The organism is Paenibacillus sp. EKM206P (assembly GCF_011066155.1).
GTDB lineage: Bacteria > Bacillota > Bacilli > Paenibacillales > Paenibacillaceae > Paenibacillus > Paenibacillus polymyxa_D.
The window spans coordinates 38,438-55,289 of record NZ_JAAMNQ010000001.1; the positions used below are offsets into that span (position 1 = coordinate 38,438).

The 16,852-nt window shown below is 46.8% G+C and carries 11 protein-coding genes; 10 read left to right on the forward strand and 1 reads right to left on the reverse strand.

Annotated elements, in window-relative coordinates; all coding sequences use genetic code 11:
• Positions 1-40 precede the first annotated feature (40 nt).
• The gene (locus G9G53_RS00145) at positions 41-886 is read right to left on the reverse strand and encodes a Cof-type HAD-IIB family hydrolase (protein ID WP_069010348.1); all 846 of its coding nucleotides are present in this window, start codon (positions 884-886) and stop codon (positions 41-43) included.
• 264 nt (positions 887-1,150) lie between these two features.
• Here G9G53_RS00145 and melA point away from each other — a divergent pair, with 264 nt between their 5' ends.
• From melA to G9G53_RS00195, 10 genes are all read left to right on the forward strand, one after another.
• Complete coding sequence (melA, locus tag G9G53_RS00150; protein ID WP_165144451.1) at positions 1,151-2,650, forward strand: alpha-glucosidase/alpha-galactosidase; 1,500 nt, start codon at positions 1,151-1,153, stop codon at positions 2,648-2,650.
• Positions 2,651-3,199: 549 nt separating this feature from the next.
• Positions 3,200-5,344 carry a glycoside hydrolase family 6 protein gene (locus tag G9G53_RS00155; protein WP_165144453.1) on the forward strand — a complete coding sequence of 715 codons (2,145 nt, stop codon included), beginning with the start codon at positions 3,200-3,202 and terminating at the stop codon, positions 5,342-5,344.
• 176 nt (positions 5,345-5,520) lie between these two features.
• Positions 5,521-6,456, forward strand: a complete 936-nt coding sequence (locus G9G53_RS00160; RefSeq protein ID WP_165144455.1) for a nucleoside hydrolase — start codon at positions 5,521-5,523, stop codon at positions 6,454-6,456.
• Positions 6,457-6,639: 183 nt separating this feature from the next.
• Complete coding sequence (locus G9G53_RS00165; protein WP_069010350.1) at positions 6,640-9,315, forward strand: PAS domain S-box protein; 2,676 nt, start codon at positions 6,640-6,642, stop codon at positions 9,313-9,315.
• A gap of 161 nt (positions 9,316-9,476) precedes the next feature.
• Complete coding sequence (locus G9G53_RS00170; protein ID WP_069010351.1) at positions 9,477-9,866, forward strand: GntR family transcriptional regulator; 390 nt, start codon at positions 9,477-9,479, stop codon at positions 9,864-9,866.
• Positions 9,859-10,761 carry an ABC transporter ATP-binding protein gene (locus tag G9G53_RS00175; protein WP_165144457.1) on the forward strand — a complete coding sequence of 301 codons (903 nt, stop codon included), beginning with the start codon at positions 9,859-9,861 and terminating at the stop codon, positions 10,759-10,761. Before G9G53_RS00170 ends, G9G53_RS00175 begins: the two co-directional genes overlap by 8 nt.
• Positions 10,736-12,832 (forward strand): DUF6449 domain-containing protein, encoded by a 2,097-nt coding sequence (locus G9G53_RS00180; RefSeq protein ID WP_029516089.1) that lies wholly within the window; start codon positions 10,736-10,738, stop codon positions 12,830-12,832. Before G9G53_RS00175 ends, G9G53_RS00180 begins: the two co-directional genes overlap by 26 nt.
• A gap of 209 nt (positions 12,833-13,041) precedes the next feature.
• Positions 13,042-13,806, forward strand: coding sequence for a class I SAM-dependent methyltransferase (locus G9G53_RS00185; protein ID WP_165144459.1), 765 nt, complete (start codon positions 13,042-13,044; stop codon positions 13,804-13,806).
• A gap of 197 nt (positions 13,807-14,003) precedes the next feature.
• Entirely contained in the window at positions 14,004-15,458 is a 1,455-nt protein-coding gene (locus G9G53_RS00190; RefSeq protein ID WP_165144461.1) for a PstS family phosphate ABC transporter substrate-binding protein, read from the forward strand.
• Positions 15,459-15,607: 149 nt separating this feature from the next.
• Entirely contained in the window at positions 15,608-16,849 is a 1,242-nt protein-coding gene (locus G9G53_RS00195) for a WD40/YVTN/BNR-like repeat-containing protein (protein WP_165144464.1), read from the forward strand.
• Positions 16,850-16,852 lie beyond the last annotated feature (3 nt).

Here is a 16,852-nt window from a genome sequence, read left to right on the forward strand (position 1 = left end):
GAAACTGCTGCAGGGGCTTAAGTATATAAAAATAACCTCACTAAATCAGACCATGCTTTTTAAAGCTGTGAAACAGTCCATCTTCATCCACAGCATCCGTAATGTCATCTGCAATGGCTTTGAGGCCCGGTTTGGCATTGCCCATGGCAATTCCTAGGGCACAATATTCAATCATTTCAGCATCGTTCATCCCGTCTCCGATAGCAATGGTGTCTTCTTGGGATCTTCCCAAATGCTCAATAAGCTTTTCAATAGCTACGGCTTTGTGAATACCGGGAACCATTAGCTCACCACTGTCTTGCCCGAAAGCAGATACAGTACATTGAATAACCTCAAATTTCCCTGCGAATTCCTTTTTGATTTGTTCAAAAGGAACATTTTTATTTTCCAAAAAACATGCTTTGTTCACGTCACTACGGTACAGGTTGTCCTCTCCTATAGTTAGGCCGGTGATAAAAGGATGCGGGCGTTGTTCTTTTTTTTCTCTGGCCACGGGATCATTGTCTACATCTCCGTAGATAAGCCGTTCCACATGGGGCAAAAAGTTTTTACTCGCAAACAGTCCCCCGTTCGATTCCAAATAAAAGTCCAAATCATGTTCATCAAAGTAATCGACCATATGTCTAACATCTTCATCCGATACTTTGTGGTGATATAACATCTCACCTTCGATTTCTACAAAGCCCCCGCCAGCTCCGATGATCCCGTCAAAACCGACCTCCATGATAAAATCATAAATCTCCGCTTTGGATCGGCCAGTGCATAAATAAATCAGATGTCCGTTCTTTCTCGCTTCGATACATGCTGTTTTTGCAGATTCGGGAATCATACCATCATCATTCACTAGCGTTCCATCTATATCTAAAAAGATAATCTTTTTGTTCATCTTAGGCTGCTCCTTGCTCTCCAATGTTTTCTTTTATGTTACTACATTTACCGCACTTAAAGTACATATTGAACTGAAAAAACACTAGATAGAAAGAGAGAAACGGGATGGATCAAAATGGAAATGGGAAACCCTCTGATCACGCGAAAGTTAGGATTTTTGACACCTAAATACGAAACTGGTCATGATTTTGATAACGCTTTCCACAGGCCTATTGCTACAATGACGGTATATACCCATTCTAATTACCGGAGGTTGAATGCCGTGTCATTTAAAGTAGCTTTTATTGGAGCAGGAAGCATCGGTTTTACCCGTGGAATTTTGCGAGATCTGTTATCGGTGCCGGAATTTAATGATATTGAAGTGGCTTTTACGGATATCAGTCAGCACAATCTGGATATGGTTACTGAGCTGTGCCAGCGGGATATTCGCGAGAATGGTTTGTCCATACAAATACAGTCCTCTACGGACCGTAAGATAGCTTTAAAGGATGCCAAATACGTCATTTGTACGATCCGGGTTGGCGGGCTGGAGGGCTTTGCAACCGATGTGGATATTCCACTGAAATATGGCGTGGATCAATGCGTGGGTGATACACTGTGTGCAGGAGGGATTATGTACGGTCAGCGTGGTATCGCTGAAATGCTGGCCATCTGCAAGGATATCCGCGAGCTAAGTGCACCGGATGTATTGCTGCTGAACTACTCGAACCCCATGGCAATGATGACGTGGGCCTGTAATAAATACAGCGGTGTGCGTACAATCGGTCTATGTCACGGCGTACAGCATGGGCATCACCAAATTGCCGAGGTGTATGGTCTGGAGAAGCAGGATGTGGACATTGTGTGCGCCGGAATCAATCACCAGACGTGGTACATTCAGGCGTCACATGAAGGCAAGGATCTGACAGTCGGGCTGCTGGAGGCTTTTGAAAAACATCCCGAATATAGCCGTACCGAAAAGGTGCGCATCGACATGCTTCGCCGTTTTGGCTATTACAGCACAGAGTCGAATGGTCATCTAAGTGAATATGTACCTTGGTACCGGAAGCGTCCGAATGAAATTATGGACTGGATTGATCTAGGCAGCTGGATCAACGGAGAAACAGGCGGCTATCTGCGTGTATGTACAGAAGGACGTAATTGGTTTGAAACAGATTTCCCTAACTGGATGAAAGAAGAGCCATTGGAGTACAAGGCGGAAAATCGCGGTGAAGAGCATGGTTCATACATTATCGAAGGTCTGGAAACCGGACGTGTATACCGGGGGCATTTTAATGTCGTTAATAACGGTGTGATTTCCAATTTGCCGGACGATGCGATTATTGAAGCGCCTGGATATGTGGATCGGAATGGTATCTCCATGCCACATGTAGGAGACCTTCCGCTCGGTCCTGCTGCCGTCTGCAATGTAAGTATTTCCGTCCAGCGTTTGGCTGTCGAAGCAGCTGTACATGGTGACGACATGCTACTTCGGCAAGCGTTTATGATGGACCCGTTAGTGGGCGCGGTGTGTAATCCCAAAGAAATTTGGCAGATGGTCGATGAGATGCTAGTGGCACAGGAAGCATGGCTGCCGCAATACGGAGCAGCGATTGCCGAGGCGCGCCAACGTTTGGCTGCAGGCGATCTGATTCCAACCCGGCCTTATGAGGGAGCAGCACGACTTAAGGTGAAGACGGTTGAAGAAATGCAACTGGATCGGGATGCCGCCAATAAAAATGCAGGACAATCCGACAAGGGCAAGGATCGCGAAAAAGTGTAGAACAACAAGGGCAGAGATTGACTTCACAACAATAAAAGGGTGTTTTCACGGTCATGAGGGCCTGAAAACACCCTTTTGCTGTCGATAGATATAACGATTTGGCATAGTTGGCGTTCTGGAGTTTATCATTGTCGATTTAGGCTGACGGAAATTAAAGAATACGGTCTTGCTTTTTATGAATTTGCTCTTTTGCCGTCGATCCTAAATCTCCCGAAAGCTTGTTATAGCAGGGATGTTCAACAAATGAAGAAACCGACTTCAGAAAAAGAGGGGCCGTGATGAACCACTAGGGTGGCAATTCATATGCCTAATTAATAATGTAGTCCTTAATTTATTCAATTTACAGCAGATTTCCAGCTCACTATAATCTAACATAGGAGGTGACAAAAAGGGGAAAATGTGAGCGCATGCACAAATAGAAAGCGCTTACCTTTCGCAACTATGAACGCCACTTTTTTTGGAGAGAGTAGAGTAGGCGTAACTCACAATTAATCATGTAACAATCAGGTGCCGACATAGGAAGATTCAACAAAATCCACGGAAAGATAGGTGAAGCAATTGAAAACAAAGCAAGTGCTTCGTAAAGGAATGAAGTATGCTTTTGCGCTATCACTCGTCGCAAGCAGCTTTCTACCAGGTGCAGGATTTACGGATAAAATACATGCAGAATCCCATGTCGATAATCCTTACCAAGGAGCGACAAAATATGTTAACCCTGATTATGCGGCTAGTGTCGACACATCGATTGCCAAGATTACAGATGCGAACCTGAAGGCAAAAATGCAAACGGTCAAAACGTTCCCGACAGCCGTATGGCTTGATCGTATCGCTGCTATTAACGGCGGTGGAGGCAAGCTTGGCCTGGAAGCGCATTTGGACCAAGTATTGGCGCAAAAGAAAGGCAACATGCCGATTACGGCGGAATTCATTGTGTATGATCTGCCCGGACGAGATTGTCATGCCTTGGCTTCCAATGGTGAATTGCCGTTGACTCAGGCAGGTCTGGAAACGTACAAAAAGGATTATATTGACAAAATCGCTTCTATTTTTGCGAATCCCAAATATAAGGATATTCGCATCGTAGCGATCATTGAACCGGACAGTTTGCCAAATCTGGTAACCAATCTGGATACTCCCCAATGTGGACAAGCCAAATCTACAGGAATTTATGAGGCTGGCGTTAAATACACAATGAATAAGCTGAACGAGATTCCGAATGTGTACAAATACGTGGATATCGGTCACTCTGGTTGGTTAGGTTGGGATAACAACCGTACAGCAACGGTATCTCTGTTTACAACTATCTTCAAAGATACTAGCAAAGGTTTGTCCAGTGTGGATGGCTTTATCACGAATACAGCCAATACTTCACCGTTGACAGAACCGAATCTGCCTGATCCCAACCTGAATATTGGCGGGCAGCCGATCAAATCATCCAAATTCTACGAATGGAATCCTAATTTCGATGAATCGGATTTCGCTGAGTCCTTGCATAGAGATTTTGTCAATGCAGGCTGGCCAAGCTCGCTCGGCATGTTAATTGATACCGGCCGTAATGGATGGGGAGGACCTAACCGTCCGACTTCCGCAGTCGGCAATGATATTAACTCCTATGTAAACTCAGGTCGTGTGGACAAACGTTCGCACCGTGGTAACTGGTGTAATAGCAGCGGAGCAGGGATGGGAACACCGCCACAAACGGCTCCAGCTGGCCATATCGATGCCTATGTCTGGGCGAAACCTCCGGGTGATTCCGATGGTTCCAGCTCACTCATTCCGAACGATGAGGGTAAAGGCTTTGACCGTATGTGTGATCCTACCTATACAACCAAGGATGGCACATTAACGGATGCTTTGCCGAATGCACCTATTTCAGGAGCATGGTTCCATGATCAGTTTGTGATGCTGGTACAAAATGCGTACCCTGCAATCGTGCCTTCCACTGGTGGTGTGGACCCAGCGCCTACAGCTCCAGCTGTACCGTCTGGCTTAAAGGCCGTAGCTGGTAATGCTCAAGTGACGCTGACTTGGAGTGCGTCTACTGGTGCCGATAGCTACACGGTAAAACGTGCCACTAGCGAAGCAGGTCCTTTTACAGCCGTTGCCCCTCTTGTAACAGAAAGAGAGTACACAGATAAGGGACTGACGAACGGAACAACTTACTTCTATGTTGTAAGTGCTACGAATGCGAAAGGAACAAGTAAGGATTCTGCAACGGTAAGTGCTGAACCTAAAGGTACACCGACTGATCCAACAGAACCAGCGGGTGATCTGGTTGTAATGTACCGGGCCGGGGACACCGACCCAGCGAATAACGCAGTTAAGCCTTTCCTTAACCTGAAAAATAAAGGCACAACACCCGTGAAGCTGAGTGAGCTGAAAATACGTTACTATTTTACGAAGGATGGCAGCCAAGAGCTGCAATCCGTAGTAGACTATGCGCAAGTAGGCAATGATAACGTGCTGCGTACCATTACAGACAACTACATTGAAATTGGTTTCAGTGCTGCTGCCGGCACGCTTGCTGCTGGAGCGCAAACAGGTGATATTCAGATCCGCATGAACAATAGCGACTGGTCTAACCTGAACGAATCCAATGATTATTCCTTTGATCCAACTAAAACCTCTTATGCAGAATGGAACAAAGTAACGTTGTTCCACAATGATAAGCTGGTGTGGGGAATCGAGCCTTAGGATTCGGCTAGAACATGTGCCCCTTGAGTGATTGAAAAGTAGTAAAAGAAGGCTACGGCATAACTGTCGTAGCCTTCTTTTACGTCTTCGAATAAAGAATTTGATGACCAAGGGAATAAGCATTGAAATTGTGTATAATGAAAAAAAGAATGCTGTTTCTACTGTGGAGGGTCATCATGAGCAAAAAGTTAATCTTAGATGTAGATACGGGCATTGACGACGCGCTTGCTATTGCGTACGCGGTCCATTCGCCGGAATTGGAGCTACTCGGTATTACAACCACCTTTGGCAATATCTCGGTGGAGGAGGCAACACGTAACTCACTGATTCTGCTGGAAAAACTAGGGGTAGAGGCTCCGGTCGTGTCTGGGGCTCACAAGCCGTATGCTCGGGAGCTGTTCAAACCTTATTCTCGGCATATTCACGGTGAAGACGGTATTGGCAATCAGTTGAAAGGAGCGCCCTCCCGTCAGGCTGCGTCTGGGGATGCTGCTGATTTTATAATCGGACAGGCTCGTCGCTATGAGGGCAAACTTACCCTGGTAGCTGTGGGACCGCTGACCAATCTTGCGATTGCATTGGATCGCTGTCCCGAATTGCCCCAATTGCTTGAGCGCCTGATCATCATGGGCGGCGCGGTCACAGTGAAAGGGAATGTAACTCCAACGGCTGAAGCGAATATTTACGCCGATCCAGAAGCCGCAGCCTATGTGCTGGGAGCGGGCTTTTCGCTTACGCTCGTCGGGCTGGACGTCACGATGCAGACACTGCTTCCCCAGCAGGATGTGGACAAATGGCGTGAGCAAGGGACCGAGCTGGGCGCGTTTATGGCAGATATGACAGACTTTTATATGGAAGCCTATCGCAATTTCAGACCTGGCATTGCAGGCTGTGCTTTGCATGACCCTCTAGCCGTAGGGTTGGCTATTGACTCCAGTTTTGTGGAGACGCGTCCAATGCACATTGCCGTCGAGGTGGGCGATTCCACCGAGGTTGGTCGCACCCGTGAGATGCAAAATGAGAACGAAGCTCAAGCACTGACTACGGTTGATGTGGCACTTGAAGTCGATGCGGAGCGATTTTTGCGTCATTTTCTTAGCCGGGTGGTATAAATTAGCCGGGTGGTATAAAAAAATAATTCAAAGATTGCCGATGAATCTGCATCGGCAATCTTTTGTGCATACATGTTTAAGGGCTTTCATCTAGAGGTGGACTCACCGCTATAAAAATCCCACGTCATGGTATAATATGTGCAATTGGATAAAACTGCCAGACTACAAAGGAGGAGATTGATTGTGTTTTCTGCTGCTCGACGACTACCTTTGCTGGAACATATGTATAATCATGCCCCGACAGGAATCGTGATTTTGTCGAGGGAAGGGAAGTGCCTGTACGTCAATCCCGCCTTTTGCAAAATGGTCGGATATGAGCAGGAGGAATTACTGGATATCCGATATTACCATCTCTTGTATAAAGAGGCTCAGGATCAGCGAGGGTTGAGGGAGGCTTACGCAGGTTGGCTACAGGCTACGGATCAAGTCTATAAGACAGAGCTACGTTTGAAACATAAACGGGGAACATCCGTCTGGCTATCGCTGGAATTAACCATATTTGATGATGAGGCTACCGAGCAATCATATTTGATTGCGTATGCAATGGATATCACGGAGAAAAAGGACATGGAGCAGGTGCTCTCGGATAATGAGGATTTGTATATGCTGATTACGGAAAATACGCCGGATGTTATCTCATATAGCACGGCGGACGGCATACTCCAATATATCTCTCCTTCGGTGGAAAAACTCCTAGGCTATACGAAACAGGAGATGCTTGGGAAAAAACGATTGCAATTTTACCATGTCGAAGATGCCGATTACATGCGTGTACATGGAATGTTCAAGGAAACAGGCATCATGAAGCGGCGTGTTCGTCATAAGGACGGGCACTATTTGTGGCTAGAAGTATCGTACCGCATTATTCGGGATGAACGGGGCAGAATCAAGCGAGTTCTATCCATCGGACGAAATATCACAGAGCGCCAGAAGAGCGAGGAGAACCTGGCAAAAGCTCAACAGTTGGCGATGTTCGGCTCATGGGACTGGGATCTGGTCAACAATGTTATGCATTTTTCCAAGGAATTTCGCAGCATATTTGGCTATTGTGTCAAGCCGGTTGAAACAAGTATTGACGCGTTCATGGCGGCTGTTCATCCAGAAGATACAGAGCGCATGAAACAGATTATCACCAACGTTATATTGAAGGGAATACACGAAGAGACCTTTTACCGAATTGTATTGCCGAATGGGGAACAAAAGGTACTGCGTTCAATCTGGGAAGCTGAAATGGACGAGCATGCAGGCAAGCCCGTTCAAGTGGTGGGTATGATCCAGGATGTTACAGAGCACCGGGAAATGGAGCAGCGCCTGCGTGAAAGTGAAAACCGCTATAAGTCACTATTTCAGCATAATCCACTCGGGATATGCGCCGTGAATATGGAAGGTCATATCTTAAGTGTGAATCCGAGCTTGGAGGAGCTTACGGGTTATACGAAGGATGAGTTGCTTGGGGCTGACATACTTATCATGGCTTCCTCTGAGGAACAGGATAAAATCAAGCGTCACATGGAGCTGGCCCAGCAGGGTGAGACGCAAACCTATGAATCGGAATTTATACATAAGGAGGGGGAGCGTCTATTCATCAAGATGACGAATATTCCGATTTTCGTACAAGATGAAATTGTAGGCTGCTACGGGATTATAGAAAATGTTACCCCTCTTAAAAGCTACATTGCTCAAATTGAGAAGCTTAGTAATGAGCATTCGCTTATTTTGAATGCCGTATCCGAAGGAATTGTGGGTTTAAGTACCGAAGGACATGTCCGCTTTATGAACCCGGCAGCTGTCGAGATGTTCGGCGTAGGATCGGCCAAACCGCTGAATGGCGCATGCATAGACTTGATCCGCCATGCTGACGAAATTGGCAGTCACTTTCCGGACGAACAGTCCTCTATTCTTCAAGCGATTCGAAGCGGAGCCTCTTATCAGGCAGAGGAAGCTGTATTTTGGAAAAAAGGCGGGTCCAGCTTTCTGGCCTCCTATCGAATCAGCCCTTTGATGGATAATGGCGAGCGAAAAGGGGCTGTGATGGTTTTTGTAGACAGGACGAATGAAAAGGAGATCATTCGGGCCAAGGAGTCTGCCGAGCGCGCCGATCGAGCCAAGTCAGAGTTTCTCTCTGTGATGAGCCATGAGCTCCGTACACCGATGAACGGCATTATAGGTATGGCAGGGTTACTGGCAGATACTGAATTGGATGAGGAGCAGCGTAGCTATATAGACATTATTACCAGCAGCAGCGGTGCTTTAATGCAGATATTGAACGAGATACTGGATTTGAGCAAAATCGAAGCTGGCAAAATGTCTTTGCTGCACGAGTCCTTTGTGCTAGATAATGTGGTGGGCAGTGTGGCTGACCTATTCAGGACGCAGGCTATGGAAAAAGGCATTGAGCTGGAATGGCATGTGGATCAGGAAATGCCGGGAATGCTGGTCGGTGATCATGTGCGTATTCGACAGGTGCTAGTGAATTTGGTGAGTAATGCGATCAAATTTACGGAGCGAGGGCGTGTAAATATCTTTGTGGAGAGAAAGGCTTACAGCCGTCGTAAAAATAGATGCCTGATTGAGTTCAGTGTTACTGATACTGGAATCGGTATTCCAGCAGACCGCCAACATCTATTGTTTCAGCCTTTTTCCCAGCTTCATCCGGCACTGAACCGAAAATATGGAGGGACAGGACTAGGATTGTCCATCTGTAAAAACTTGGTCAAGCTGATGGGGGGTTCCATTGGTGTAGATAGCGATGAGGCCAGAGGAGCGACGTTCCGGTTCCAACTGGATCTTAAGCTGCCGGAAGGTTCAACGCTTGCGAATATAAGCCGTGATGAACCTTATGAATCAAAGGAAGGCTAAAAAGAGATAACCGTGATGCATCATGCATCACGGTTATTTTTGTAAGGAATACCCAAAGAAAAGATTGACAAACTGTTCTAACTGTACTATTAATGATAGTACAGTTAGAACAGTTCAGTATATACAAGTGAATCAGAATAAGTCCTGAAAGGAGGAAGTCCATGTTCGAGCTGGATATCCGCAGCCGCAAGCCGATCTACGAACAGCTTATGGACAGGGTAAAGGAAATGATCGTGTACGGATCACTTGAGCCGGATGAGCAATTGCCTTCTGTACGGGCATTGTCCGCTCAACTTACGGTGAATCCGAATACGATTCAGAAGGCGTATCGCGAGCTGGAACGCGAAGGATATATCTATTCCGTTCAGGGCAAAGGCAGCTTTGTCACGCCTACCCAGCAGCAGCCGCAACAAATGAAGCGGGATGAGATTCGGGTGGCATTGTTAAAACAGATGATCGAAGCTGTCCATTTCGGTTTTACACAGCAGGAAGTGGACGACATATACGTGGAAGCTATGCAAACAAAGGAAAGGGGGATGTCCCTTGATTGAATTAAGGGAAGTCACAAAGACATTTACAGAAGAAAAGGCTGTCGACCAGCTCGCCCTTAGAGTGAAGAAGGGCTCCATTTTTGGACTGCTGGGCTCAAACGGGGCGGGGAAAACAACACTGCTCAAAATCATCGCCGGGATTTACCGACCGGATGCAGGAAAGGTACTGATTGGCGGACAGTCCGTATATGAGCAGCCAGAAGTCAAGCAGCACATTCTGTTTATGCCAGACACCCCCTATTTTTTTCCGCAAGCGACAATTCGTCAGATGGCCCGGTTTTACCGCTCCATTTATCCGAGCTGGAGCGAGGAACGCTACATACAGCTTACGGAGATTTTTAAGCTAGATCCTAAACGAAAGCTTCACCGTTTTTCCAAGGGGATGAAGCGTCAGGCTGCATTTTTGCTTGCCTTGAGCTGTATGCCTGAGCTGCTCATTTTGGATGAACCGATTGATGGGCTGGACCCGGTGATGCGTAGAATGATCAAAAATTTACTGTTCCAGGAAACCGCTGCACGCGAGATGACCGTCGTGATCTCATCTCATAATTTGCGTGAAATAGAAGACATGTGTGATCACGTCGGCATTATGCACCACGGGCGGATGCTGTTGGAAAAAGAGGTCGACGACCTCAAGTCTGATACGCATAAGGTGCAGGTTGCCTTTCGTGAAAGCACGCATGAGGAAACCGTATGTGGACAACTTTCGGTTGTACATAAGGAGCGGAGGGGCAGTGTTCTGCTGCTCATTATCCGGGGGGAACGAGAGCGGATTGCAGAGACGATTGAGGCGTATGAGCCGCATGTGTTTGATTTGCTGCCGTTGACGCTTGAAGAAATTTTCATTTATGAAATGGAGGACGCAGGTTATGACATCCAACCGATTCTTCTGTAGCGGCGGCGTAATTCGCCAATGCCTGAGACAGCATGGCTGGATCGGTCTACTGTACTTGGCGGGGTTATTGTTTACAGTACCGCTGTCATTGTTTATGAGCATTGGTGATGAACAACCACGAGTGGTTTTAAAAAGCTTGTTCGATAGTACAAACTCGGGTAATGAATTGCAAAAATTGATTTTAATGACTGTACCGGTGCTGGCAGGTGTGATGCTGCTTCGTTTTGTTCAGCGACAGGGGCCATCCGATTTGTATCACAGCCTACCTTTGCGTAGAGAGCATCTATTAACGTCACATTTAATTAGCGGTCTTATTCTTTTACTTGTACCTGTATGGCTGACTGCGGGAGTAACTGCTTGGGTTAACACGTCAGTCGAACTGCCTTATATTTTTCAAATTAATGATGTTGGATCGTGGGCTTTGGTCGTGTCCGTCCTTACGATTTTCTTGTTTACTTTTACTGTGTTTGTAGGGATTTGTGTGGGACAATCGTTGCTACAGACCGTAGTAGTGTATGTTTTGCTGCTATTGCCTCAGTTTCTATTCATGATGATAGGGCGTTTTCTAGAACGTAATTTATACGGATATGTGCGGGTGCGAGAAACCGTTGTTCAATATATTAATGGTGGGGAGTTTCGCAGCAATAATAATGTTTGGGAAAACTTATCGCCGTTTGTACGCATTATGGACAACTTGCCACAGTGCGCCTTTTCCTACATGGAGTTACTTGCCTATTTAGGTATCTCTCTGCTGTTTGTCGCCTTGAGTTATGGTTTGTATCGTAAACGCTTGGTCGAAAAGGCGACTCAGGCCATAGCATTTCCTTTCTTACAGCCTTTGTTCAAGGCAGGAGTCATACTATGCGCCATGCTTATACTAGGCGATTATTTTAATAATGCAGGTACAAGAGGAGCTAATTGGTCGATTTTTGGGTATGCACTTGGAGCTATTTTAGGCTATATCGTTGTAGAGATGGTCATTCGCAAGACGTGGCAAATTATGCGTGTTCGTGCTTTAGTGGAAATGGTCGTGTACGGTGTGATCATGGGGCTGGTACTATATATCCCGGTTTCAGGTTGGTTGGGTTATGAGGGGCGGATTCCAACAGCACACTCCGTAGAAAAAGTTTATGTCGGGCGAGAGGAGCCTCTAGGGGGAGATGCAGAAAAAGAAGCGTATTACTCCCAAGACAGGGCCTATATCACCTCTGTGCTGAATTTACATCGAGAACTCGTACGTGCACATGCAGCTGGCGAGAAAATGTTGTCCAAAAACCTGGCCGTCGAATCGGCATTCATAGTCTACCGTTTGGATGATGGTTCCACCATGACTCGCCGCTATACATTCCCGGAGAAGCCTTTCCGGACAGAACTGACTAAAGTGATGGAAGCAGAGCCTTATAAAACGGTAAGATACAGGCTGGATAAGCTGCAAGGAAAAGCAGAGACCATTAATATCCAATCCGTAGATGATAGTGAAAGACGAGTGGTTTTAACCAATCCAAAAGAAACTCGTGAATTTGAAGATATACTCAGAGAAGAAGTATTAAATATGAGCTATAGCGAGATGCAATCAGAGAAATATCCATTGGGGAGTGTTTCTATTACAAATAAAGAGTCATCCTCTATCAATAACGAACCGAGCTGGCATCGTGAATTTTCATTTGAATGGCCGGCTTCCTATCACAAGCTTACAGGTTGGCTAGAGCAAAAAGGTTATGCGGATAAGGTGATCATTGATTCCAAGGATATTTTTTCGATACGGGCTGTTCCTATTATTGCTGAAGAGCTTGAACCTTATCAATCCAATCAGTATATTGAAGACTATAAGCTATTTAAAAGCATCCAACAGAAGCATAAAGCAATAACGATTGAAGATCCGAAGCTCTGGAGCACTGTACTGGAAAAGCGCAGACCCTATAGCTATACTCCAAATATGGCGAAAGGCACTTACCTGGTTCAGGTCAAGATCAAACCTTTATTTAGTTCAGACCCCCATACACGCTATTGCTATTTTACTCCGAACGATATGACACCGGAGCTTGCGAAGGCATTACCGACAGTTCCTTAAGTGGGACAGCATCTGGTTTGGATGGCATATGGACGGAGGTAGATAAACATGGGATGGTTCCGACACGACATATAACAACCTCACCGACGGGCAAGAGCTCCTCCACATTAGAGCTGACATAAAATAGATGTACAGAGAGATACAACGTAGAACATACAGAGAGAAGAGTTCAATAACGTACAGCTCAATGGTGGAGGAGCAAAAATAATATGAAATATACAGAAGATCGTGAATTTCTACAGTTCTTGGAGAATTATAAGCAGTCATTTTCCGGATGGGATTTTTCATTCATCTCGGATACGGGACGTGTGGCGAGCGAGCCCTTGGAATGGTCTTATGTCAGCAAGGCTATGAAGTTTATTCATTCATCCAAGGCGATGCTGGATATGGGAACAGGCGGGGGAGAGCTATTATCTCGGCTACGCCCTTTTCCAGAGATCGTATGTGCGACAGAAGCGTATGCACCGAATGTTCCTATCGCCAAGGAAAGATTGGAGCCGCTGGGTGTGCGCGTTATGGCTATACAGGATGACGATTCCCTTCCGTTTGGCGATGCCGGGTTCGACCTCGTGCTGAATAAGCATGAGTCATTTTCGCCAGCGGAGGTACGGCGTATTTTGCGACCAGGTGGGACGTTTTTGACTCAACAGGTAGGGGGCCTAGATTGTGCGGGCATCAACGACCGTTTGGGAGCACCTGATTACGAGTATGCGGACTGGACCCTTTCTCAAGCACTTGCAGGTTTGAAAAGCAATGGCTTCGAAATTTTAGAGCAGCAGGAACAGTTTCCGATACAGCGCTTTTACGATATTGGAGCGATTGTCTATTACTTAAAAGCAATCGAATGGCAGATTACAGACTTTCAGCCGGAGAAATATATAGAACAGCTATATGGTCTGTATTTAGATATTAAACGTGATGGCTATTGGGACGTGAAGCAGCACCGTTTTTTGATCCATGCCAGAGCAATATAAAGAAGATTCGATGACAAAAAGGCCTTTCCCGTGGGGGAGGCCTTTTTTGCCATACGCAGCTTGAGTAATTCATCGCTAGGAAGATCGGATAAGGACATTTTTATCCTCCTCTCGTATACTAATCTTTACCATAATTGTACAATGAAGAAGCAATGGCTTACAGTCTCATTTCATTCATTAGTTATAGGGGGATGTACATGTCTGATCCAAAGGAAGTTATAACCAAGCCGGAAAAGGACGAGTCTGTGCGGATAGCATGGTTTTGGCCATGGTTGGGCGGTACGTTTATGTTTGGATTGTTTTCAGTCATGTTTAATGTAGTTTGGAGTATGGTTGTGGCACCCCAAGTGCAGCTTCTGCTGAGGCATGAAGGTGTAACGGATACAACTGTGATTGTAATACTGCTTCTATATGCATGGATTATCGGTCTCATCTTTGCAGCTTATGGTGCCTTGAGTGCGCGTATGTCCAGCATGGGCAAGCTTTCGCTGATGCTGACCGGGCTATTATCATTATTATGTGGGCTGTGGTTGTGGATTGTAGGAATACAAGGGTCTGGTGGTCAACCTGCTGAAGTGTTGGGAGGGGCGTGGGGGCTCTTTTCACTCTATCATGCTTGGGCGGAGCCTGTGTTAGAGGTATTGGGTCCATATACACAGCATGGTGAAATCTGGTTTCTACTGGCTGCACTGCTGCCGATAGTTGGCATGGTAGTAGGAGTTGGGGTAAATCGTTATCCAGCGCTAACCGACAAGAATGGTAAGGTGGATCATAGATGGCAATGGATTGTTGCCGCGATATCTGCTGCGCTCGTCATTGTGCTGACGATTACACTGATGCTTCCTCAACGCCCATACATTGCAGAGAGAGATTTTCCGGTAGTTGACGGGGCTACAGCGGCCATTCCGTTTGCGCAGGATATGCTGCATGAACTGACCGGAATGAGCAAGGCGCGAGCAGCGCACGAACTGAGATTCAACACGACCCATCAGGCATATGTCAATTTGATCAAAAAGAAGGCGGATCTGATTCTGGTGGCTGGTCCTTCCGATGAGGAACTGCGGCTGGCGAAAAGTCGGGGAATACAAATGAAGCTCACACCCATTGGGTGGGATGCGTTTATTTTCCTCGTACATCAAGACAATCCGGTTAGAGGACTTTCTTCGGAGCAGGTTCGCCGTATATATGAAGGGGCTATCCGCAATTGGAATGAGGTAGGGGGCAAGGATCAGCCGATCATTGCTTATCAGCGAGAAGAAAATTCAGGCAGTCAGACATATATGCAAAAGAAAGTGATGGCAGGCCATGAAATGGCTGACCCGCCACGTGAACTACAAATTGGCATTATGGGTGGTATGATTAATGCAGTCGCAGATTTTAACAAGGATCACAACGCGCTCGGTTATTCATTTTATTATTTTGCAAATGTGATGCATAATCGTCAAGAGGTCAAATTTTTGTCTATTGATGGAGTGGAGCCGAACAAAGAGCACATCCGCTCGAAGCAATATCCATTCACAGCTCAACTGTTTGTAGTCACACGGGAAGGCGAGGAACCAAGCCCTTCGATGCAACGATTACTCGAATGGCTGCAAAGTGAAGAAGGAACTCGGGCCATCGAAAAAGGCGGCTTTGTTCCTGTAAACTCGTAATCCTGTAACGCTGGTTTGCATTCAGTCCATTCCGTATATTCACCTTAAGAGTGAAACGAAGACAGCAGGGTAATACATAGAATATACATGGCTGTGAATACAATACCCGCACAGCCATGTATATCACCAACATAAGGGGATGAACGAAAATGAAGAAAAAAACATCGGTCTGGGTGCTTTTACTCGCCGTAGCCATAGTGACAGCGGGGTGTGAAACAGGCTCACAAACAAGTTCGCAAACAGGACAAACGGCTCAAAATGAGCAAAAGGGTGCCGTCTCGGCACAAGCGAATGGTTCGGGAGCGACTGTAGATACACCGAAAACAGGAGGACAAGCAACCACAGACACTACTATAGCGAAAGTCCGCATGGACAATATTACCGCGTTGCGTTTGATCGACGGCCAATCCGGCTGGATCGGCGGAAATGGCTGGATTGCCCGAACGGACGCGTCTGCATCCGGTTCAGTCGGATCGACGTGGAATGTGCAATATCAGGGTCAAGGTACGGTTCAGCAGATTTTTGCCTTGAACGGGCAGCAAGGCTGGGCTGTTATGGCAGACAGCGGATCGCTGCTGGCCACTCGCGATGGCGGCAAACGCTGGGAGGTTGTTGGGAGTGTACCTGAGCAAGGGCAAACGGGCTTTTTACACTTTGTATCATCCAAGGAAGGGTTCAGTGGCAACCAATATACGAAGGATGGCGGGCAAAGCTGGTCTTCGCTCCCCGTGCCTGGCCACATGGTAGGACAGCCATATTACCATGATCGGCAAAACGGCTGGGCGGTTACGCAGGACACAGACCGTTCATTCCAGATTTTACATACCGTTAACGGGGGCCAAAAGTGGACTACTGTCATGTCACGGACAACGGAGGCGCCTCTAAATGGAGCCATTATTCGTTCGGTAGAACGTGGCAACGCATGGATCGAGCTGGTTGGAGATACGGGGATGAATCAGACGTCGTATTCGCTTTGGCATACTGCCGATAGTGGACAAAGCTGGCGTCCTGTACTGGCGAATGCCACCGCTGGCGGTGGCCCGGCACCAGGTATTAGCCAGCAAGACAATCAGGTTCCTAAAAATGAAGGGGCGGCACCAGGTATGCTCTATGCGGTTAATAGCAGTACCGCATGGATGGGCGGTTATTGCGCACCGTGCGACAAGCCCAATACGATTGGCTGGACGACTGACGGCGGCAAGACGTGGAACAATGGAAAGCAAGGCTTTGACGGTTATGGCGGTCAGCAAATCGGGATGGCAAATGCCAAAGAAGGCTGGGCTATTTTTTCGGACTCAGAGCAGGCCCCAGTTATGTACACTACCTCGGATGGTGGACAGCATTGGACGCAGAGCCATGTATTTGATAAGCCTGTGACACCAGGCTCCTAAGGA